Annotated in this window: 16 protein-coding genes; 13 read left to right on the top strand and 3 right to left on the bottom strand. The window is 45.6% G+C overall.

The window, feature by feature from the left end; all coding sequences use genetic code 11:
- Nucleotides 1–555: 555 nt before the first annotated feature.
- The 6 genes from QT994_RS22875 to QT994_RS22850 all read left to right on the top strand — a co-directional run bounded on the left by QT994_RS22875 (nucleotide 556) and on the right by QT994_RS22850 (nucleotide 7,514).
- A complete protein-coding gene (locus QT994_RS22875) occupies nucleotides 556–1,254 on the top strand; it encodes a class I SAM-dependent methyltransferase (protein ID WP_333178551.1) in 699 nt (232 codons plus the stop codon).
- Nucleotides 1,255–1,575: 321 nt separating this feature from the next.
- Nucleotides 1,576–2,202 (top strand): 7-carboxy-7-deazaguanine synthase QueE, encoded by a 627-nt coding sequence (locus QT994_RS22870; protein WP_333178549.1) that lies wholly within the window; start codon nucleotides 1,576–1,578, stop codon nucleotides 2,200–2,202.
- A 121-nt stretch (nucleotides 2,203–2,323) separates the two neighbouring features.
- Nucleotides 2,324–2,767, top strand: coding sequence for a retroviral-like aspartic protease family protein (locus QT994_RS22865; protein ID WP_333178579.1), 444 nt, complete (start codon nucleotides 2,324–2,326; stop codon nucleotides 2,765–2,767).
- Nucleotides 2,768–2,840: 73 nt separating this feature from the next.
- Nucleotides 2,841–5,801, top strand: a complete 2,961-nt coding sequence (gene uvrA / locus QT994_RS22860) for an excinuclease ABC subunit UvrA (protein ID WP_333178546.1) — start codon at nucleotides 2,841–2,843, stop codon at nucleotides 5,799–5,801.
- 370 nt (nucleotides 5,802–6,171) lie between these two features.
- Nucleotides 6,172–6,705: a hypothetical protein gene (locus QT994_RS22855; protein ID WP_333178543.1), complete on the top strand. Its 534-nt coding sequence runs from the start codon at nucleotides 6,172–6,174 to the stop codon at nucleotides 6,703–6,705.
- A gap of 251 nt (nucleotides 6,706–6,956) precedes the next feature.
- The gene (locus QT994_RS22850) at nucleotides 6,957–7,514 is read left to right on the top strand and encodes a DUF6429 family protein (RefSeq protein WP_333178541.1); all 558 of its coding nucleotides are present in this window, start codon (nucleotides 6,957–6,959) and stop codon (nucleotides 7,512–7,514) included.
- Nucleotides 7,515–7,698: 184 nt separating this feature from the next.
- Here the strand turns inward: QT994_RS22850 and QT994_RS22845 are convergent, their stop codons facing one another.
- Complete coding sequence (locus QT994_RS22845) at nucleotides 7,699–8,193, bottom strand: GAF domain-containing protein (RefSeq protein ID WP_333178540.1); 495 nt, start codon at nucleotides 8,191–8,193, stop codon at nucleotides 7,699–7,701.
- 387 nt (nucleotides 8,194–8,580) lie between these two features.
- On the opposite strand from QT994_RS22845, the gene QT994_RS22840 reads away from it, so the two are divergent.
- On the top strand, nucleotides 8,581–9,453 hold the full coding sequence (locus QT994_RS22840) for an alpha/beta hydrolase (RefSeq protein WP_333049279.1): 873 nt from the start codon (nucleotides 8,581–8,583) through the stop codon (nucleotides 9,451–9,453).
- Nucleotides 9,454–9,548: 95 nt separating this feature from the next.
- Here QT994_RS22840 and QT994_RS22835 read toward each other — a convergent pair whose 3' ends face one another.
- On the bottom strand, nucleotides 9,549–9,752 hold the full coding sequence (locus QT994_RS22835; RefSeq protein ID WP_333178538.1) for a hypothetical protein: 204 nt from the start codon (nucleotides 9,750–9,752) through the stop codon (nucleotides 9,549–9,551).
- A 128-nt stretch (nucleotides 9,753–9,880) separates the two neighbouring features.
- Here QT994_RS22835 and QT994_RS22830 point away from each other — a divergent pair, with 128 nt between their 5' ends.
- The 5 genes from QT994_RS22830 to QT994_RS22810 all read left to right on the top strand — a co-directional run bounded on the left by QT994_RS22830 (nucleotide 9,881) and on the right by QT994_RS22810 (nucleotide 18,785).
- Entirely contained in the window at nucleotides 9,881–11,173 is a 1,293-nt protein-coding gene (locus tag QT994_RS22830; RefSeq protein ID WP_333178535.1) for a glycosyltransferase family 39 protein, read from the top strand.
- Nucleotides 11,174–11,291: 118 nt separating this feature from the next.
- Nucleotides 11,292–11,780, top strand: a complete 489-nt coding sequence (locus QT994_RS22825) for a hypothetical protein (RefSeq protein ID WP_333178532.1) — start codon at nucleotides 11,292–11,294, stop codon at nucleotides 11,778–11,780.
- 105 nt (nucleotides 11,781–11,885) lie between these two features.
- Nucleotides 11,886–12,374 carry a hypothetical protein gene (locus QT994_RS22820; RefSeq protein WP_333178529.1) on the top strand — a complete coding sequence of 163 codons (489 nt, stop codon included), beginning with the start codon at nucleotides 11,886–11,888 and terminating at the stop codon, nucleotides 12,372–12,374.
- Between the two features lie 120 nt (nucleotides 12,375–12,494).
- On the top strand, nucleotides 12,495–12,740 hold the full coding sequence (locus QT994_RS22815; protein ID WP_333178526.1) for a hypothetical protein: 246 nt from the start codon (nucleotides 12,495–12,497) through the stop codon (nucleotides 12,738–12,740).
- Nucleotides 12,741–13,289: 549 nt separating this feature from the next.
- Nucleotides 13,290–18,785: a response regulator gene (locus tag QT994_RS22810; protein ID WP_333178524.1), complete on the top strand. Its 5,496-nt coding sequence runs from the start codon at nucleotides 13,290–13,292 to the stop codon at nucleotides 18,783–18,785.
- Between the two features lie 187 nt (nucleotides 18,786–18,972).
- Here QT994_RS22810 and QT994_RS22805 read toward each other — a convergent pair whose 3' ends face one another.
- Nucleotides 18,973–19,680 (bottom strand): ABC transporter ATP-binding protein, encoded by a 708-nt coding sequence (locus tag QT994_RS22805; RefSeq protein WP_006631855.1) that lies wholly within the window; start codon nucleotides 19,678–19,680, stop codon nucleotides 18,973–18,975.
- A gap of 324 nt (nucleotides 19,681–20,004) precedes the next feature.
- Here QT994_RS22805 and QT994_RS22800 point away from each other — a divergent pair, with 324 nt between their 5' ends.
- Nucleotides 20,005–20,847, top strand: coding sequence for a PEP-CTERM sorting domain-containing protein (locus QT994_RS22800; protein WP_333178521.1), 843 nt, complete (start codon nucleotides 20,005–20,007; stop codon nucleotides 20,845–20,847).
- The last annotated feature ends 317 nt before the right edge of the window (nucleotides 20,848–21,164 follow it).

The raw sequence follows: 21,164 nt of genomic DNA, 5'->3' as shown, positions 1-21,164 counted from the left end.
TCACTAATTACTCATTGGCGATTAACTAGAGCGACACAAAAAAACTTGACAATGTAACAAAATGTAAACGAATCACAACCTCTGCGATTGCTTCATTTCACTGGCAATGACATACTTATGTTTTTCGCAGTTCATCTACTTAGTGATCGGGATGAAGTCACTTTTTCCCCAACTCATACCCTTTGAGATTTATTTGAAATTTGAGATGGGTAATAACTGATTATGTATGACTTTGCAGCTTGTGTAGAGTTGCATTCATTTTTTGAACTGCTATCACTAACGGCGTTAAACGCTTCTAGCAACGCAGCAATCTCAAAACGCTCCCCTCTATCGATTTTTATTTTCCAGAGGTGCTAAATCACCTGTCGCTGAGATAAACTGATTTGGAAGTAGATCGCGCGTTTTGCAAGTTGCCTCTGTGTAACCGAGACACTGCTACTGCAACCTTTCATAAGCCACAGCAAAATAGGTGCCAAAATTAACTCTACAGTCTCCGATTTCCATTAACAGCGCGTCTACCATCTAAAATCAAAAGTGAGCAGCAAGGACAAACCGATGGCGAACTCAACTCTTGGCCTAGAAAATCAACTTTACGATTATCTGTTATCTATTTCTCTGCGGGAACCCGATATTCTCGCTTCACTACGGGAAGAAACTGCTAAACATCCTATGGCGATGATGCAGATAGCTCCCGAACAAGGTCAGTTTATGGAGCTTATGGTGCAGCTTATGGGAGCGACCAAAACCTTAGAAATTGGCGTTTTTACTGGTTATAGCTCGCTGTGCGTAGCTTTAGCGCTGCCTCCTAACGGTCAAATTATTGCCTGCGATGTCAGCGAGGAATATACTACGATCGCACAACGCTATTGGGAAGCTGCGGGCGTTGCTAATAAGATTTCTTTGCAGTTGGGCCCAGCAATCAATACTCTGGACAAACTAATAGCCGAGGGACAAGCTGGAACCTTTGATTTTGCCTTCATCGACGCCGATAAAGAAAATTATGAGGCTTATTTTGAGCGATCGCTGCAACTTGTACGCAATGGCGGTTTAATTGTAATTGACAATGTTCTGTGGTCTGGACGAGTTGCTGATCCTCAAGTACAAGACGAAAGCACCCTCGCCATTCGTAGTTTCAACGACAAATTGCGTAACGATCCCAGAGTTACTCTCAGTGTTGTCCCCATTGCTGACGGGCTGACTTTGGCATTGAAACGTCGCTGGGCTACTCTGATGGAACCTGAACAGCAGAATTAAAGAGTTATTTGCGGTTTGTGGTGGATTTCTAAGGACTCATACCAAAGCAATAAAGAAACCGGATTTCTGAGTCAAGCTTCTGGGATAAAACGGATATTTTTTCATAAACCTCGTTTATGCGCTCAGGACTGTTTTTAATTGCTGCAAACCGCGAAAAAATAACAATTTAAGAATATTATAGCAATCCTAAATCATTTGTGAATTTCTTACTCCCTCCCCTGATCAAGGGGAGGGTTGGGGTGAGGTAAAAAGTTTACGACTCCTGCAAGGATTGCTATATATCTAAACAACGTAATTAATTGATTTGAGGCGTAACTTCCGGTGTCTAATTTACAACTAAAATTACCAATTCACGAAACTTTTCAATGTACTGTTCAAGGCGAAGGTTACTGGACGGGGACTTTAGTTGATTTTATCAGATTGGCCGGTTGCCCTGTGCGTTGTCCTTGGTGTGACACAGGCTACGCAAATGGGGGCAAAGGTTTGCCATCTGTACCGCAGTCGATCGCACAATTGCTCGCTCAATTGCAGTCTCCGAGGGTTGTCATTACTGGCGGCGAACCTTTCATTCACGGCGATTTGCCTGAGTTAGTTGAAGCTTTGTTAGAAGCTGACAAGCAGGTGAGTATTGAAACTTCCGGTGCTTGCTGGCAAGATGTTTCCCCGCAGGCTTGGATTACTCTTTCTCCGAAGGAACACATCAATCCTAAATATCCGGTGCAAGAGCTTTTTTGGACTAGAGCCAATGAAATTAAGTTGGTGGTTAGCACTGGCGAAGAAGTTGAATTTTATCACAAGCATTTGGAAAATAATGTGAATATTCCGGTTTTCTTGCAACCCGAATGGAACTCACAAAAATCAGCGATTCCCATTATTTTGGAATTGCTGAAACAAAATCCTAGTTACAGGCTATCTTTGCAAACTCACAAGCTTATTGGCGTGCAATAATTTGATGGTTTAGCTAAAGCTATCCGTCAGGTGGGAGGTGCAGAATGGGGAGTGCATCGCCCTACAATCTGTGGAAATATGTGCTAAAATTAAAGCAGCAATTTATGATAATTTGAACGTAATGGAAACAACTACGGAAACCCTAATGGGAAAAGTTATCACAACCCTAGTAATTACGAATCGGCTGGATGAAGGGAAAGCCGAAGATAATCTGATTCCAATCGAGCAAGTCAGATCTGTCACTCTAGAAAATGTTTTGGTGGATACGGGCGCGACAACTTTGTGTTTGCCTAAAGATGTCATTGCCAGACTGGGTTTAAAAATCCTCAAGCAAGTGGTTGTTGAGACGGCAACTGGCATTAGTGAGGCGAGGATTTTTCAAGATGCCAAGATTTCTCTGTGCGGGCGCGAAGGGACTTTTGAGTGTTTGGAATTGCCGGAGGGGAAAACGCCACTTTTAGGGGTGATTCCGATGGAAGCGCTGGGAATTGAAGTGGATTTGAAAAATCAAAGATTGAAGGTTTTGCCCGACGGGCCGACGGAAACTTATTTGACAATTCTTTGATATTCTTGAGTTTGGATGCCAGCTATTCGATCGGCAGCGCTAAGATGGTTAAGCACTGTTTTGCACTACTCTCATGTCCCAACGCGCCGAAACCTCAAACAGCCAGCCAAGTGCATCCCGCAACGGGCATAATGTGACGAATTCTCACTCTAACAACCAAAATACGATTCGGGTTCGCGGTGCGAGACAGCACAACCTGAAAAATATCGATCTGGAACTGCCACGCGATCAACTGATCGTTTTTACTGGCGTCTCCGGTTCTGGCAAGTCTTCCCTCGCTTTCGATACAATTTTTGCCGAGGGACAGCGCCGCTACGTCGAGTCTCTCAGCGCTTACGCGCGCCAGTTTTTGGGACAGTTGGACAAACCCGATGTGGACGCGATCGAAGGCTTGAGTCCGGCTATTTCGATCGACCAAAAGTCAACTTCTCATAACCCGCGATCGACTGTTGGCACTGTTACAGAAATTTACGATTATCTCAGATTGCTCTACGGTAGAGCCGGCGAACCGCACTGTCCGATTTGCGATCGCTGCATTGCGCCGCAGACAATTGATGAAATGTGCGATCGAGTCATGGCACTTCCAGACGGCACTCGCTTTCACCTTCTGGCACCAGTTGTGCGCGGAAAAAAAGGCACTCACCGCAAATTATTGTCGAGTTTAGCTGCGGAAGGATTTATTCGCGTCAAAGTTAACGGAGAAATTTTAGAACTTTCGGAAAATATCGAATTAGATAAAAATCTAACGCACAATATCGAGATAGTTGTCGATCGGTTAATTAAAAAACCCGGTTTAGAAGAACGTTTAGTTGATTCTCTGGCAACTTGTTTGCGCCATTCTGAGGGAATTGCGATTATTGAAGAGTTACCGAATGATGAAAATTCCGAACCACAGGGGCCGATCGTATTTTCTGAAAACTTTGCTTGTCCGGAACACGGCGCAGTAATGGAGGAACTTTCCCCCCGGTTATTTTCTTTTAATTCGCCCTACGGCGCGTGCCAGAACTGCCACGGTTTGGGGAGTTTGCGGACTTTTGCGCCGGAGTTGGTAATTCCCGACGAGAAAGCACCTCTTTATTGTGCGATCGCGCCTTGGTCAGACAAAGACAATTCCTATTATCTTTCTTTGCTTTGCAGTATTGCTGATACTTGCGGGTTTGATATCGACACTCCTTGGTATCGATTAAAGCCCGAACATCAGCGGGTAATTTTGTACGGCAATGAGCAAAAGCGCACCGCAGAAAGTAAAAAGCGCGACGGCAGCACTGATTTGAGGAGAGATTTTAATGGCGTGATTGCCATGTTGCAGCGCCAGTACGACGATACTGGTTCCGATTTGATCAAGCAGAAGTTGGAACAGTATCGGGTCGATCGCTCTTGCGAGGTTTGTCAGGGCAAACGGTTGAAACCCGAGGCGCTTTCGGTGCGGTTGGGACAGTACGGAATTGTGGATTTGACGAGCATTTCGATACGCGACTGTCGCGAACGAGTAAATAATTTGGGGTTGAGCGATCGGCAATTCCAAATATCCGATTTAGCCCTGAGAGAAATCAAAGCAAGGCTGCAATTTTTGCTCGATGTTGGGTTAGATTACCTGACTTTAGACCGCGCAGCAATGACACTTTCTGGCGGAGAAGCCCAGCGAATTCGGCTGGCGACTCAAATCGGTTCTGGTTTGACGGGTGTTCTCTACGTTTTGGACGAACCGAGCATCGGACTGCATCAAAGAGACAACTTTCGCCTGCTGCAAACCTTGACAAAATTGCGCGATTTAGGCAATACTTTGATTGTCGTAGAACACGATGAAGAAACCATGCGAGCGGCCGACCATATTGTCGATATTGGGCCCGGTGCTGGCGTGCACGGCGGCAAAATTATCTCGGAAGGAAGTTTAGAAAATTTGCTGGCGGCTGAGGGATCTTTGACTGGTGCTTATTTGTCGGGAAAGCGAGTAATTGAAACCCCTAATGAAAGAAGAAAAGGCAACGGCAAAGCTCTCTCTATCATAAATGCGACGCGCAACAATTTAAAAAATATTGATGTAGAAATTCCCCTGGGCAAACTCGTCTGCGTGACCGGGGTTTCCGGTTCGGGAAAATCAACTTTAATCAATGAATTGCTGTACCCGTCGCTGCAACATTATATTACCAAAAAAGTGCCTTTACCACCCGATATGGACGCCCTCAAAACTAAAGGGGAACGCTCTCTTGAGGATGTGGTTGATAAGGTAATTGTCATCGATCAATCTCCGATCGGCCGCACTCCGCGTTCTAATCCCGCTACTTACACGGGAGTCTTTGATGTGATTCGGGATTTGTTTGCCGAAAGCATTGAAGCCAAGGCAAGAGGTTACAAAGCGGGGCAGTTTTCTTTTAACGTGAAAGGGGGAAGGTGCGAAGCTTGCGGTGGCCAAGGCGTGAACGTGATTTCGATGAATTTTCTGCCAGATGTTTACGTGCAGTGTGAGGTTTGCAAGGGTGCACGGTACAACCGGGAAACGCTGCAAGTTAAGTACAAAGGCAAGTCGATTTCGGATGTTTTGAACATGACCGTAGAGGAATCTTTGGAGATGTTTAAAAATATTCCTAGGGCGGGCGCGAGACTGCAAACTTTGGTTGATGTTGGTTTGGGTTACATTCAGTTGGGACAGCCGGCGCCGACGCTTTCTGGGGGCGAAGCGCAGCGGGTAAAATTGGCAACGGAACTGTCGCGCCGCGCTACTGGGAAGACGCTTTATTTAATCGATGAACCGACGACTGGTTTGTCGTTTTATGATGTTCACCATTTGTTAAATGTGCTGCAAAGATTGGTTGATAAGGGTAATTCAATTTTGGTAATCGAACACAATTTAGATGTGATTCGCTGCTGCGATTGGGCGATCGATTTAGGGCCTGAAGGGGGAGATAAGGGCGGCGAAATTATTGTGGCGGGAACGCCGGAGGATGTGGCGGCAAATCAGAGGTCTTATACTGGGAAGTATTTGCAAGCTGTTTTGCAGCAGCATCCTTTAGGGGAGGCTGTAGCCGTTAGTTAATATTAAATTTGGTAGGACTTACGCACAGGGATCTAGAAACCGGGTTTTTTACGAAAATACACATTGTAGCCGACAGAAAAGATAAAAAACCCGGTTTCTTTGCTGGGAGTGCGTAAGTCCTGCTTGGTATCGAACAAGGAGAGAATGCACCCGAAGTTTTAGTGAGACAAGCTATCCATATCTATGAGAAATTAAATGCTCCGCAATGGTTTGCATTGCGTGGGATTTCTGCAACTTCATCCGGCTTCAGCAATAACCTTGCCAATATCATCGAGCTGCGGTATTATTCGATTATAGTGGTTATTATACCGCAACGCTGATACCATCTATCAGTAGAGATGGTAGCCACAAAGGGAGAAGAATAAAAGTTATGAATGGTACTGTTTTCAATATCGGATACACTGATTGTGGTTACACAATGGCAGCATTAGTAAAACATCATCCTAGTAGTGTGATCGGAACTTTCTGGCTTCCAGCAACAGTTGAGGATTACAACAACTTAAGTTGTAAATGGATAGATTACGTACTAGAGGATAACCAAGCACAGGCTATGCTTGATGACCTCGATATTTTAGATGCTGAACCACATCTCTATACGCATATGGTTATCGTTTTGACAGGAAATTCTAACAATCCATGTGACTACTCATTTGTAGCTGGAATAACACGTTTTTTTGAAAGTCGTTCGTTGCTTCAAGTGCTTGCAGAACACAATATACCAGCCCACACAGAAGTTTCTTATCCAAGGTTTTTTGACGAGGAAAGTGCAAGGGCTAAGGAAGACGGTTTGTGGAGTGGACTTAGCTTAAATGACTGGAATGAATACATCCGACTACAATTGGTTGCGGCACACGGAAAGAGTATGTTAAAGCAGTGGTGGGAGCGCACAGGAAAGTCAGCGTGACCAACAAAAGCTAAAGTCGTTACGTGGCATAACACCGCGCTGCAGCGGAACGCTCCAAAATGGTTAGCCCAGTTGCAAAGGTTATCTGTGTCCGGTGAGCGCGAACGTTATCTCGCTTCGTTTCTGAGTTGGGACAGTAGACAGCACAAAGCGATCGCCAAAATCGCAAAGCAACAACGATTGGCAGATTCAAAATAGGAACTGGCAAAAAAACAGCAGACGTTCAAGAAATCAAGGAAAGAGAGCGCTCTATGGCTAAACCTTTCAAACCAGAAACTCGAAATTATTGTAATTGGTCTGTAACAATTTATGTTAACTCAGAAGCAGTAGGGTTTTATACAAAGTGTATTTCGCCCAATGATACTATTTTATGTACAGAAATTTGTAATGACAAAGGGTCCGCTTGGCAACAGGGTCACAACCTTGTAGATCGTGCAATTAAAGAAGAACGAACTAATCGATACAATAGGATTGCTATACCTCTGACACTTGCGTTATTATATGTATCTGGATCGGATGAGGAATACGAGTTAGGTCATCAATCTCGCTTTAGAGGCAGACGTGCTGGGAAGGGACATGATTTTGAAATTTTGGATCTTCTGACTGAAGATGGTCTATTAGAGGAGCAACGTAATCCCCAGCAGATTAAATCAGTAGTTTTGACACCAAAAGGTATTAAACAAGCAAGGCACATTCTGAAAAATTTGAATTTAGAGGGTATTGAAGAGTTTCTTCAGACTCAGGAAAATCGGGACGATTTAATCGATGGATTAGAACAAGATAAAGAGCACTCCGGTGATGAAAAGTAATAATTCGCTACAAACCCCCGCTTAACCATAGAACGCCATTCTGACAACATATCCTTTCAGTAAAGGTTTGAAAAAGTTAGATGGATATCGGGCTAGATAGGGACAAGATTATGGTTGGTTGGTAATTTTCCCTTGCACAGACAATGCACCCGAACAGTCACACAGCAGGATTTTGAATGAAAGATTAACTATCTTGAATTGTGGGAGACATTGCCATATTTTGGGCTTCTCTTTGCATGAATTCAATGTCCGATCGCGACCAAGTGCGAGGCCCGCTGCACTGATGAGCAATTAACAGCCCCCACAGTCCTTTGTTCGTTAAAATAGGCACAACTAAATTGGCGCGAACTTTCAGGCTACGCAGAAAATCTCGGTGGCATTGGTGAATTGGTTCTACTTCAATATCTGTAATTGCTCTAACTCTGCCGGCTTCGTACAAAGCAGCGTAGTCGCCGTTAAAACATTCATCTGGCCCCGTTGAACCCAAGATTGAGAGTTCGATCGCACTCAACATCTCGTAAGTCACTCGACCTTGCCACTGTCTGTAAAAATAGTACAGTACGGCGCGATCGCTCTGCAAAACTTCTCGAATGTCGTAGAGGGATTTTTCAACTAATACATCGCGCTTTAGACGATCTGTCAAGCGGTTAACAATGTTTTGCAGCCGATCGCCCGACATAGTATTAACTCCTTTAATTCCTAGTACACTCGCCAGATATTAATTATTAAACTTGCACAATCACCACACCTCAAATTGTTGCGCTTCGGCATTTTCGCGCGCTTGAAAATGAGGAATTTTTGGCTTAACAGTTGTCTGGAGGCCAGCGACATTATACTATTATTTTGACAGAGATAGCAATCTTTTTGGGAAACAGGCGATCGCCTCGGGCCCCGCAAGCTAGGGATTTTTTGGTGCGAAGAACTACCGGCGGGACGCCGCTTCCACAAATGAACAGGAAAGGAAGAGTTTACAAGTGCTGGGAGAATTGCTAGATATGCCTAAAGTTGGTTCCTCTTCAAGAGAGGAACTGCTACGATATCTCGATAGCGAGAGGAAGCATCAAATATGTCTGTGCTAGAAGCTGCTTGGAAACACGAATTTATCCCTACGAACGGCATTAAACTGCACTATGTCACTCAAGGTTCTGGGCCGCTGATGCTGATGCTGCACGGATTTCCTGAATTTTGGTATTCTTGGCGGCATCAAATCCCGGAATTTGCATCAGATTATAAAGTAGTCGCTGTAGATCTCAGGGGTTACAACGACAGCGACAAACCTCACGATCAATCTGCTTACGTGATGGCAGAGTTTGTGCAAGATGTCAAGGGAATTATTCAGGGTTTGGGATACGAAAGTTGCGTCTTAGTTGGTCACGACTGGGGAGGCGCGATCGCCTGGAGTTTTGCTTATGCTTATCCCCAAATGGTGGATAAATTAATTGTGATGAATCTACCACATCCGGCAAAGTTTGCTGAAGGGTTACGCACTCCTCAACAATTGCTGAGGAGTTGGTACATCTTTTTATTTCAGTTGCCAATTTTGCCGGAGTTGTTAATTCAGTTGGGCGACTATCAGGCAATTTCTGCTGCTTTGGAAGGTATGGCAGTGGACAAAAGCACCTTTACCCCCTCAGATATCGAAGCTTACAAAGATGCGGCGGCCAAACGGGGCGCTCTGACTGCTACTATCAATTATTACCGCAATATTGCTCGCGGATTTCTCGATCGCCAGAATTGGAGCGTGCTGCAAGTTCCGACGCTGATGATTTGGGGAGAAAATGATGCGGCCCTCGGCAAAGAGTTAAGCTATGGAACCGCAGATTACGTCCGGGATTTTCAGATTCATTACATTCCTAATTGCAGCCACTGGGTACACCAGGAACAGCCGCAGTTAGTGAATCGGTACATGAGAGATTTTTTGGCAAGTAAGTTCATTTAATATCATATCCAGTTTGATCGGAATGCTACTGAGCATGGGAGTAGAACGATCGCGATTAACTCGGAAAATTATTATTCTCATGCCAGCAGAGACATTCACCGACTGCTGATGCCCTCCGTCGTCCACCCGCTCATTTGGCTGGGGTGAATGCGGTAGATTGCAATTACCTCTGCACGCCCCCAAGAGTCAACCCAGGTGCGATTGATGGCGGGTGAAAGTGTGGGGTTGTGTTCTTTGACCAATTGCATCGCGCGATCAATGTCTTTGTGTTCCGTGAGGCGTGATGATCGCCAGTTCACATTAAATATTATCTCGGGTATAAAAATATAAACTCTCCAAAAAGATGGAAGGTGAAATGATATAATTTTTGACATTCCCAACATGAAAAATTGGGAGTAAGCAAATCAAATCTTCACAGTCAGTTTTTATGACACCAGACATCTTGGCAGCGCAGCAGCAAAGAAATCACCGCATAATTGTCTGGGTACTGATTGGTCTGACGCTGCTGGGACTGGCATCCCGCCTTTATTTGGCGTGGCGCACCAACCAAACTCTCCCCGATACCCCCGCCCGTCTGGCGGGCGACGAACCGGGCTATGAACGTTTCGCATACGATCTGCTGAACGGTTATTTTTTTGAGAGGCCAGGCAGGACGCCTGTTTATCCCTTTTTTATAGCTGGATGCTATGCAATTTTTGGTCGTTCTCCCGCATCTGTAGTCTACGTACAAGCTTTTTTGGGGGCGACAATCATCCCGCTAACTTTTATCCTGGCACGGCGTTTTACTGGCCCTCAAAGTTCCTTAGTAGCGGCTGGATTAGTTGCGATCAATCCCTCCCTCATTCATCATGTCAGGCTGCTGCAAACAGAGGTTTTATACACGCCTTTAATACTTTTAACAGTGCTGGGCCTGTTGCGGGCATTGGAACAGCCGCAGTGGCAAAATTTTTCATTAGCAGGTGCGCTGTTGGCAATTACGAATCTTTGTCGGCCGACAGGGATGTTGCTTCCAGCAATTGTGCCACTATTGATGCCGCGCCAATGGCATTTTAAGCGCAAGATTGCTTTGTTTCTTGCTTATTTGGGCGCAATTATCATCATTACTGCACCTTGGACTTACCACAATTATCGAACCCACAAAACTTTTTTGATTTACAGCGTTTCTACGGCGCTGCTGTGGCAAGGAAGTCCAGAGTTTTATCATTTGGCTTATGAAAAATTGCCAAAACGCCATATTGTTCAGATTTGGCGGGAAGAACTCAATCCGGCAAGGAATGGGGGACACAATGCTTTTACAATTGAGGGCGATCGCTATTTTACCAAACGGGCGATCGCTTCAATCCTCCGCGAGCCTGCTGTCTATCTCTGGTATTGTTTGCAAAAGGCAGTTTTTTTCTGGTTGGGAAACCCTGTAAGCGACTGGCCCGATCATGCTATGTTTAATGTGGACGTAATGCGGCGATTCTTTTCGCTACAACAGATTGTATGCATTTTGGCGGTGCGAATTTTCCCTGTAATTGCTGCTTTGGGCATGATAGTTTTGCGGCATCGCTGGCGGGAGTTTTTGCCACTATTGGCAGTCTGTGGCTATTTTACTTTGTTCCATGCGCTCACTTATACAGAAGTTCGCCACAGCGAGCCACTGCACCCGATTTTGGCGGTCGTAATTGCTACGGCGGCGGGAGAACTTCAGCGTCGCTTGAAGTTAATTAGTCAGTAGGTATTAGGCAGTTTGTCATGAGTTATTAACCCACTGTTCTCAAAAAGAATTATTCGGAATTTTACCATGGCCATTTTAATTGCTCTTGGCATAGGGTTGTTCAGCGTCACGACCACTTTTGCTCAAAACATCGAAACAGTTAAATTTTCCGGTACTGCTGCGGGTTGTTAGCACTTGCTACATCGGTGCAGTCGAGGGCAATATCAATTTCGACATCAAAGATTTGCAAGATTTGGGAATTAATACTTACCGCATTTACGGCAGGAGGTCCCGGTGGGAACCCGAAGATGATGATGGTAAATACGGCTGGCCAGAAATATCCCAAATTCAGGCAAATCCAAATATAATTAATTGGGCGCATTGGGATCAGATTATGACTAATCCGCCCCAGGGTAGCGATTATTGGTGGTCTGGAGAACCCGTTACAGTTTGGCAAGGCAATGCCAAAATTATTTTTAATAGTCTCAAACAAGCAAATATTCGCCCCGTGGTGAGTATTCGGAATGTAGATAATAGCTGGAATCCCAGTTGGGCGCTGCAACTGAATCCGCGGCGCGCAAAAGAAGATTGGAACGAGTGGTGGGAACAGGTTTTTGCTACGGTTTAGTGGCTGAATGTTCGCAATAATTACCGCGTTGATGATTGGGAAATTCACAACGAACCGGATAATCGGGATCAGGGCTGGGGCGGGACTAGGGCTGACTATTCTGAATTGGTTAAGGTGGCAAAAGATGCGATCGACTTTGTTTATAAAACTTATTTGCCTTCGCGCACTTACCGCATCCATAGTCCGAAAACTGTAGGCGGCAGCAATTGGCCGGCTAGTGCTTTGCAGGAAATACCGAATTATTTCACTACCGTCAATATCCACAACTATGATGCAGATATTTCTAACTACACCCGCAAAGTGCGCGGCTGGATGAACGGTACTGTCCGGGCTAACTCACAGCTTTGGGTAGGAGAATGGGGAAGTTACGAGATTAGCTACGGCGATTTATCTTTAGCTTTAAATTTGATTAAGAATTTGATTCGAGGTTCCCAACCGGGGGATAATTATATTGACGGCAGTCACATATTCTGTTTGTACGACTGGGGAAAGCTGGGACAGGCGGAAGGTTTGCTAGGGGACGGGGGAAAACGGCGCGCGGGCTCCGATGCTTTGCGGATGAGAATTAGGGCTTTGCAGGGCGAGAAGCTATAGCAAAACCATTTGATTTGTAAACAATCGATTCAATCATCACAAGCGTTTCAGGTTGTTCTACATTCATGACTCAAATAGACTTGCTATACCTTTTTTCCTATCACTAACAGTTCGGATTTAATGGCACTTGCTACTCTTGATGCTAGCAAGAATGTTTACTTGCTGGTTGTCAATGACCGAGCAACATCTTACACTGTTAATGCAGATATTTCGGAGCTGATAAAAACTGGTAATGGCACGGTGCGGGAGTTCAGTTCTAAAACAATGGATGAGGTTGTTGGTAGCTTAAGGCCCAAGGGCAGCAATGCGAGTTTTGCACTGGCGGGGAACAGCGCTATTCTCATCAAGTTCGATCGCCAGAATTGAAGCTCAAATCATCGGGGCCATAATTGGGATAAGATAGAATTAGTTATGCTCAGAATTATTTATTTTCTGCCTGTTTAGCCCTGGAACCCTGAAACCCTGGAACCCTCGAACCCCTAATTGTACAGTTGCCATACCTAAGTCGTCCTGTTGTGATTCCCCTCCTGTCGCTGGTAAATTGGTAGCGTGCAGGTATCTTGCCTCAAACAGAATGCGAGCGAGAGTTCCGTTGAGGGGCAGAAAGTAGGGTGCAGTCTAGACAATCGCAGAAATTCTTGCTCGTAAACCCGCAGCAGTTAGGCTAAGCGAGGAGTTACCCGCCCGCCTTCATCTGGGCCCTCTGGCAGATAGCATTGGTTCTGAAAGTCAGAAGCCGTCAATTATCAGGATATGGCACGGAATTAATTTTAAATGCCAAGATGCTGGAAGTAGGGGTGAGTTTAATCGTACAGAAACTTTGAGCGCGCTTGGAAATCTCGCGGACAAAGCCTCTCAATCAATCTGCTGCTTGCGATCGGGTTTTTCCAACAAATATCACTTTTATGCCCCCTGATGTTTATTCCCTCCCTCAGTCAGGTCATCAACCGCAATCCCCTCACCGTCACCCCTGAGACGCCCATAGAAAAGGCGATCGAGCTGATGAGTAGCACAGGAGCCAGTTACGTCCTCGTGGTAGAAACACGCGGGAATTCTCAACTCGGAAATCCCATGAACGGAACTTCCCCACAATCGCGGGAACAGTCGGGTTTCTACAACGGTGTACCCCGTGCGGTACACGCAGGAGGCAACGGGCTGCCTCACAACGGCTCAAAAGCTCCCTATCCGACGAGCAGCCAGACAGTGCTGGGGATTTTTACAGCGCGAGATATCGTACAGCTAAACTCCATCGGCGCTGCTTTGAGGGGATTTGCGATCGAGCAAATAATGATCAGAAGCGTAACTGTAGCCCGAGAATCGGAAATTCCCGACTTTTTTGCCTTAGCAAATCTCCTGGAGAAAAATCAGATCAGCCATTTGCCAGTCGTCAGCGACACTGAAGAACTTGTCGGTTTAATTAGCTCTCAAAGCTTGGTGCAAATGTTGCAGGGAATTGGGGAATCGACACAAAAAGCAACTAGCAGCGCTTCGCCACCTGCGGCTTTCGCGTTCCCTCCGCCGCTGCCAATTCTGAATCAGAAATTAGAGCTACCCGCAAGTTTAATTAAACTTTATCAAATCCCTCAAATAGCAGGAACGCGAATAATTCACGCTCCTTCTAATTCTTCGGTTCGCTATTTGGCGCAACTGATGTTTAGACACAATGTTAGTTATGTATTAATCACTGAAACCCCCGATCAACACTCGACTGGTGCGGCTCACAATTCCAAATTTACAAATCCCAACATTCACAAACTGGTTGGGGTGGTAAGTTCGCGGGATATTGTGCAGTTGCAGGCGCTGGGAAGAGACTCTAACAAAATTAAAGCGGGAGCAATTTGCAGCAGTTCGCCACCGCTGGTGCGATCGCACTCTACACTCGAAGCAGCCGTCGCGCTGCTGCAAAAACACTACTGCCAGTTGCCTTTATTAGTCATTAACGAAACAAATCACCCGATCGGGATTATCAATCCTAAAACTATCCTTTTACAAGCGCTGGATTCAAAATCTCTGCATTCTGGCTTGATCGCTTTGCAGCGCCAGCTAGAATCTAGCAACGCTCAATACAAAAAACTCTCTGCAGAAATACAGCGGACAGCAGCAAATAGCCACGAGGTGGCTGAAATTTCTCACCACAGTTTCGTAGAGCAGCCAAATCTCCCCCCTCCAGTCAACAATCAGGGGATTTGGGACTGGAATCTCGAAACAGATGAGTTTTTTTATTCCGCGCGGTGGCAAGAAATGCTGGGCTACCAAGAAGGGGAAATCTCGAATCGCCGATCGGAATGGTGGAGTCGCATCCACCGAGATGATATTGACTCAGTAAAGGGAGCTTTAGAAGAACACTTCGCCCAAAAGACACCGGATTTTGCAGCAGAATATCGGATGTACTGTAAAGACGGCAGCACTGTCTGGGTGCTGAACCGTGGTCAAGTTTTACGCAGCGCTACTGGCAAACCGCTGCGGGTAGTAGGAACTCATACAGATATTACTCTAAACAAGCAGTTGGAAGTCAAAAACCGCGAGCATGATCGGGAGCAGTTCCAACTATTTGACTCTTTGAAAGCAACAGTAATTTTCCACATAGATGCGGCGGGGGTTTGGAAATTTCTCAACCGCGCTTGGACGGAAATTACGAATTTTTCGGTTTCCGAAAGTTTGGAAACTAATTTTGTAGAGTGGGTGCATCCAGATGAGCGCGAGCAATGTGCAAATTTATTGGAGTCTTTGCTGTCGGGGAAGTCGGAATTTGAACGGCGAGAACTGCGATTTAAATCCAAGTCGGTTTCGGGGAAAAACTCCTTGGGAATTCACACTAATTCCGGCTTTGTTTCCGTGGAACTATTTGCCCAACTCCGCCGGAATTCCCAAGGCCAAATAGCGGGAATTTTCGGGACTTTGCACGATGTCTGCAACCGCCTCGAAGGAGTTGAGGATCTGCGGGAAAGCGAGCGGGCAATTCGATCGCTCTACGAGGTAATGGTGACCTCGGAAGGATCTTTTGACGATCGAACGATCCGGTTGCTGGCAATGGGCTGTAGTCAGTTTGGGATGGATATCGGGCTGTTGGGCAGGGTTTTGGGCGATCGCTACGAAGTGATTGCGGCTTATGTACCGGAAGATTTTCCCTTTGGATTTGCTAAAGGAGACGGTTTTGCTTTGAGCAGAACCTTCGAGCGAGAGGTTTTGCGATCGAGCGAACCTATTTCTGTCGAATCAGCCGGCACTACTCAGTGGCGGAACCACCCCGCTTACAGCGTCCGCAAGTTGGAGGCTTTTGTGGGGACGAAGGTAATAGTGCAAGGGCGGATTTTTGGCACTTTGAGCTTTACTTCCCGCACCACTAAATCTCCTTTTAAACCGCTGAATTTTGAAATTTTAAAGTTGATGGGCAATTACATCGGCGCAGAAATTGCCCGCGAAGAGCGAGAGCGAACTTTGCAACGTCAGTACCAGCGCGTTTTACTACTCAAACAAATTACTCAAAAAGTGCGATCGACCTTAGACACTCAAGAAATTTTTCAAACTACCGCCACCCAAATCGGCCGCGTATTTGGTGTCAATCGCTGTACAATTCACACCTATCTTTCCGAACCTTATCCCCACCTTCCTTGCGTCGCAGAATACTTAGAACCAGGTCACGAATCAGCTTTAGATTTAGAACTTTCTGTTACTTATAACCCCTACACAGAAAAACTCCTTGCTGAAGATATAGCCCTGGCATCTCCCGATGTGTTTGCCGATCCTTTGCTGGAATCTTCGGGGCCGATGTGTCGCCGCATCGGATTAAAATCTATGTTGGCTGTTCGCACTTCCTATCAAGGAGAACCGAATGGAATTATTACTTTGCACCAGTGCGATGCAACTCGCCAGTGGAATCCCGACGAAATTGAACTCTTAGAAGATGTGGCCGCTCAAGTCGGCATTACGTTAGCTCAAGCACAACTTTTAGAAACGGAAGTTCAGCGACAGCGACAGTTAGCCGAGCAAAATGAAGCTTTGGATCAAGCACGACAAGCGGCAGAAGTTGCTAATAGAGCTAAGAGCGAATTTTTAGCGACTATGAGTCACGAAATCCGCACTCCGATGAATGCGGTAATCGGGATGACTGGCTTGCTGCTGGATATGGAACTAACTCCAGAACAGCGGGACTTTGTGGAGACAATTCGTACCAGCGGCGATGCTTTGCTGACTATTATTAACGATATTCTCGACTTTTCCAAGATTGAATCTGGAAAATTGGATTTGGAACGCAGCCCCTTCGAGCTGCAAAACTGTATAGAAGAATCTCTGGAACTACTGGCTCCTAGAGCCTCAGAAAAAGGCTTAGAGCTGGCTTACTTTATTGATGATTCTGTTCCGAAAAACATTTTAGGAGATGTCACGAGGCTGCGCCAAATTTTGGTAAATCTGCTGGGCAATGCAGTTAAGTTTACAGAATCTGGAGAAATTGTGGTGTGCTGTACGGCTAGGCAAATTGAACAGGTAGCTGCTAACAGTTCGCCAGATAAAATTAATATTCTAGCGCCACAAGCGCTAGCAATTAACCAGGGCGAGTTGGCACGTAGCAGACAATACGAGATTCAATTTGCTGTCCAAGATACGGGAATTGGCATTCCGCCAGACCGGATGGATCGCCTGTTTAAAGCTTTTTCGCAGGTGGATGCTTCGACAACGCGACATTATGGCGGGACGGGTTTGGGATTGGCTATCAGCCAGCGTTTGAGCGATATGATGGGCGGTACAATGTGGGTTGTCAGCCAGGTTACTCCCGGAAGTTCTAAGTCTCAACCGGCCGTTTCTGCGATCGGACAAAGTATCGCTGGAAGGTCGCCTGCAGAATTTACTTCGCCGTCGATATCGGGTTCGGGTTCGATTTTTTATTTCACGGTGACTGCTGAAGCCAATGACATCCGGGCTGAGGAAAAAAGGCCGGAATTTGCCGCTGGTAAGCGCTTGTTAATTGTTGAGCATCATGCCATTAATCGGCAAGTTTTGATCCGGCAGGCAGAGTCTTGGGGAATGATACCCGTGGCTGTAACTTCGGGTGCTGAGGCTTTGGAAATCATCAAAGGAAACTCGCCGCTCGATTTAGCTATTTTGGCGATGAATCTACCAGATATGGACGGTGTGGCTTTGGCTGTGGAGATTCGGAAATTTGAGCTGAGCAATTTGTCCGGTGGCGACGGTCTAAATCCGAATGTCAGCGTTAAAAACCATCGCAAAATAGCACTACCTTTGGTGCTGTTTACTTATTTAAGTAAGGCAGAAGTTTGGAAAAAACTTGAAACTACAGAGGTACATTTTTCTGCTTTTTTAACTAAGCCTTTAAAACAGTCCCAGTTTTATAATGTTTTGCTGCAAGTTTTTGGATATGTTACTGGCAGAAGCGGTAGGGGAGAAGTTTCAAATGTGGTGACTTTGACTTCGGGATTGAAGTATTTTGAAAATTCTCAAGAACAGCACCGCGTGCAACGGACGCCTGCTGTTTTGAGGCAGGTTGGGACCAATTCTGCCGGACAGGATGCAGCTAATTCTAGTCAGATTCGGATTTTGCTGGCTGAGGACAATGTGGTGAATCAAAAAGTCGCTACGCATTTGCTCGACAGGATAGGATATCGGGCTGATATTGCGGCTAATGGGTTGGAGGTTTTGGAGGCGCTGAAGCGGCAATCTTACGATGTTGTGCTGATGGATGTGCAGATGCCGAACATGGATGGGTTGGAAGCGACGCGCCGCATTTGTCAGGAATGGCCTGCTAACAAGAAGCCGAGAATTATTGCGATGACTGCTAATGCGATGCAGGGCGATCGCGAAAAGTGTCTGGAAGCAGGTATGGACGATTATATTACTAAGCCGGTGCGCCGGGAAGAGTTGGCGATCGCCTTGAGCAAGTGTTCACCTCTGATTCGAGATGAATTGGATGCGGTTACTGAGCAAAACAATCAAGATATTGCTGAGCAAGTTGACAGTGATGCTGCGGCATCTTCCAGCGTTCAACCGGGAGGCGATTCGCCGATTGATTTTCATATTTTGCAAAATCTCCGCGAGCTCGACGATGATGAAGACCCAGATTTTTTGGGGGAGCTGATTAAGATATATTTGGTAGACGCACCGCAACATTTAGAAACTATTAAGGAGGCTATTTTTCTGGGCGATGCTGATAGTTTGAAGCTGGCTTCTCACACGCTGAAGTCGAGCAGCGCCAATTTAGGAGCGGTGTCTTTTTCTGCTGTTTGCAAGGAGTTGGAGTATATGGGTCGCGTGGCGGTTGAGTCTGGAGGGGAACAGGTTTTTGATGTGAGTACGGCGCGCGATCGCCTGTTGGAAGCTCAAGCGGAGTGGGAAAAGGTGCGGGCGGCTTTTGAGACGGAATTGGAAACGGGGAAGTTGCGATCGCAAATAGGGTAATTTGTTATATCAATTCCGGTTGCACTCCTCCGGAATTGTTGACTGTTGACTGTTGACTGTTTGAACTATACCGATGCAACCGGAAACGATATTATTTGTTATTTGTTGGTTTTTGGTTGTTAGTTGTCAGTTTCAATAACCAATAACCAATAACCACTGCCCAATGCCCAATGCCCAATGCCCATATTTAACTTTCACCTAAATATGCTTTGCGAACAGTTTCATTTGACTGCAAATCACTAGCAGTACCAGCGACTACAACCTGACCGGTTTGGATGACATAGCCGCGGTGGGCTACACTTAAAGCCATGCGGGCGTTTTGTTCCACCAGTAAAATAGTTGTTCCTTCAGCATTAATATCGCGGACGATCGCAAAAATTTGACTGACTAACATCGGTGCCAATCCCATACTCGGCTCGTCTAATAATAACAAGCGGGGGCGCGACATCAAAGCCCGGGCGATCGCCAACATTTGCTGTTCGCCGCCGCTGAGAGTTCCCCCTTTTTGACTAATTCTTTCTCGCAAACGAGGAAATAAATTTAATGCTTTTTCCATATCCGACTTGATACCGAGAGTATCGTTGCGGAGATAAGCACCCATTTCTAGGTTTTCTTGCACCGTCATTCGCGGAAAAATCAACCGCCCTTCGGGACTTTGAGAAATCCCCAAACGGACGATCGCCTCTGTAGATAGTGCTTCTAAAGGCTTTCCCTCAAATAATACAGTGCCTTGGCGCGGGCGCAGCAGCCCTTGAATTGTGCGGAGAGTTGTAGTTTTCCCCGCCCCGTTGCTGCCGATTAATGTCACAACTTCTCCCTGCGAGACTGTTAGCGATACTCCTTTGAGAGCGTGAATATTTCCGTAGTACGTGTGAATGTCTTTAATTTCCAACATAATTACTCTTTCGGCTTTGTGCTTTATTGTATTATCCCGACTAATTATAAAATTTTATTGCATTTATTTAAAATCTAACTTTTTTAGAGTAAGCAGTAATTTTACTTATATTAACACCCGCCCTAGCTCCCATACAATGTATTTTTAGTAGCTGTTGCGACCAACTTTACAGAATTTTTACTTAAACACAAGATTTCTTGACACTAGCTTTACAAAAATCTCTAAGTAAATAGGTAGTATCAATACGTAAGCCAAACCAACCGCTACAAGTGACCAATAACAGCACTTAAAATTTTTCAATTTTCAAATTTAAGGAGATTTACCATGAAATTCAATCACAGTATCGGAGCGATCGCATTTTTATTAGCAACTCCTTTAGTAACCAGCTTGAGTGTAGGTGTAGCGCCCAGCCGGGCTGCCACAATAGCAGGTTCTGCAGCAGCAGTAATGATTGACAACTTCAGTCACAGACCGACTGAGACAGGTACATTTACTAACACTTACGCTGGGACAATAGCTAACACCGGTTCAGTTACTAGCAAAGCGAACGCTAATGCAGTTTTTCTATCTAACTGTCACGAATTGCTGGCAGCAAATCTCTCGAAAAGTGGAGTCATAGGCAGCGGGAATAACTATTCCGGTTTAGCCCAAAGTCAAGCAGCAGTGATCGGCGACTTCTTCATTGATGCCGAAGAAACTTTTTCCTTCAGATTTCAGACATTTTTAGCTCTTTTAACATCAGTTGACAACCCCCAATCCGAACGCGCCAGGGCGAAGGGGAGTATATCTTTCTGGGTGATTAACACTGTTACTAACCTTTTGTTAGACTCTTTTCAATTTGCCATCGGTTTAGACTCTTCTAGTGGCTTTTATGCAAATGCCTTCGTTAGCAACAGCTTTAAACCCACACAAATTAACTTTAATTTTCTGGCTCAAGAAAGTGCAGCAGCTAGCCTCCTGTATACTTCTGGGGTATATTCGCGGACATTCAACAGCCCCACTAACTTAAGGTTAGTAGAAGTTAAGAACAATATCGCAAAGACAGAAGCAGAAGCAGAAGCAGTTCCCGAACCGAGTACAGTATTAGGTACTGCAATATTTTTAGGATTGTTTGTCAGGCAGAGAAAACACAAGAAAACAAAGTCGGAAGTCAAATCAAAAGTTTAGGAAAAACCCCGAATGTTAATCCGTAGGGTGTGCGAGGCGCACATCCTATCGTTTCCGTTGAATTGCTCGTTCTAAAATGCTGTCGCCCTGGGCGGGTTGATAAATATTATCGGTTTGAATGACAGATTGTTGGTAAAACCCGGCCCTAATTTTATTGGGTTAATTGGCTGAACATTAATATCGCTTCTTCCGAGGACAAACACTGCCCATCTCACTTATCTGTCGGCACACAATACCCATTAGACCTCTTGCGAAAGTCTCAGGCGATCTCTAATTTAGTCTTTAAAGAAAGTTCATAATTATAAATGCCAGCGATC

It is taken from the genome of Microcoleus sp. S13_B4, from assembly GCF_036700885.1.
GTDB lineage: Bacteria > Cyanobacteriota > Cyanobacteriia > Cyanobacteriales > Microcoleaceae > Microcoleus.
Note: the sequence above shows the minus strand (reverse complement) of the source record. Positions and strands in the feature narration are given on the sequence as shown.

Excerpts from the sequence above, each read along its gene's own strand:
- QT994_RS22810 (WP_333178524.1), top strand. The coding sequence starts at position 13,290 with ATGTTTATTCCCTCCCTCAGTCAGGTCATCAACCGCAATCCCCTCACC.
- QT994_RS22815 (WP_333178526.1), top strand. The coding sequence starts at position 12,495 with ATGGCACTTGCTACTCTTGATGCTAGCAAGAATGTTTACTTGCTGGTT.
- uvrA (WP_333178546.1), top strand. The coding sequence starts at position 2,841 with ATGTCCCAACGCGCCGAAACCTCAAACAGCCAGCCAAGTGCATCCCGC.
- QT994_RS22875 (WP_333178551.1), top strand. The coding sequence starts at position 556 with ATGGCGAACTCAACTCTTGGCCTAGAAAATCAACTTTACGATTATCTG.
- QT994_RS22855 (WP_333178543.1), top strand. The coding sequence starts at position 6,172 with ATGAATGGTACTGTTTTCAATATCGGATACACTGATTGTGGTTACACA.
- QT994_RS22830 (WP_333178535.1), top strand. The coding sequence starts at position 9,881 with ATGACACCAGACATCTTGGCAGCGCAGCAGCAAAGAAATCACCGCATA.
- QT994_RS22845 (WP_333178540.1), bottom strand. The coding sequence starts at position 8,193 with ATGTCGGGCGATCGGCTGCAAAACATTGTTAACCGCTTGACAGATCGT.
- QT994_RS22840 (WP_333049279.1), top strand. The coding sequence starts at position 8,581 with ATGTCTGTGCTAGAAGCTGCTTGGAAACACGAATTTATCCCTACGAAC.
- QT994_RS22805 (WP_006631855.1), bottom strand. The coding sequence starts at position 19,680 with ATGTTGGAAATTAAAGACATTCACACGTACTACGGAAATATTCACGCT.
- QT994_RS22800 (WP_333178521.1), top strand. The coding sequence starts at position 20,005 with ATGAAATTCAATCACAGTATCGGAGCGATCGCATTTTTATTAGCAACT.
- QT994_RS22850 (WP_333178541.1), top strand. The coding sequence starts at position 6,957 with ATGGCTAAACCTTTCAAACCAGAAACTCGAAATTATTGTAATTGGTCT.
- QT994_RS22865 (WP_333178579.1), top strand. The coding sequence starts at position 2,324 with ATGGAAACAACTACGGAAACCCTAATGGGAAAAGTTATCACAACCCTA.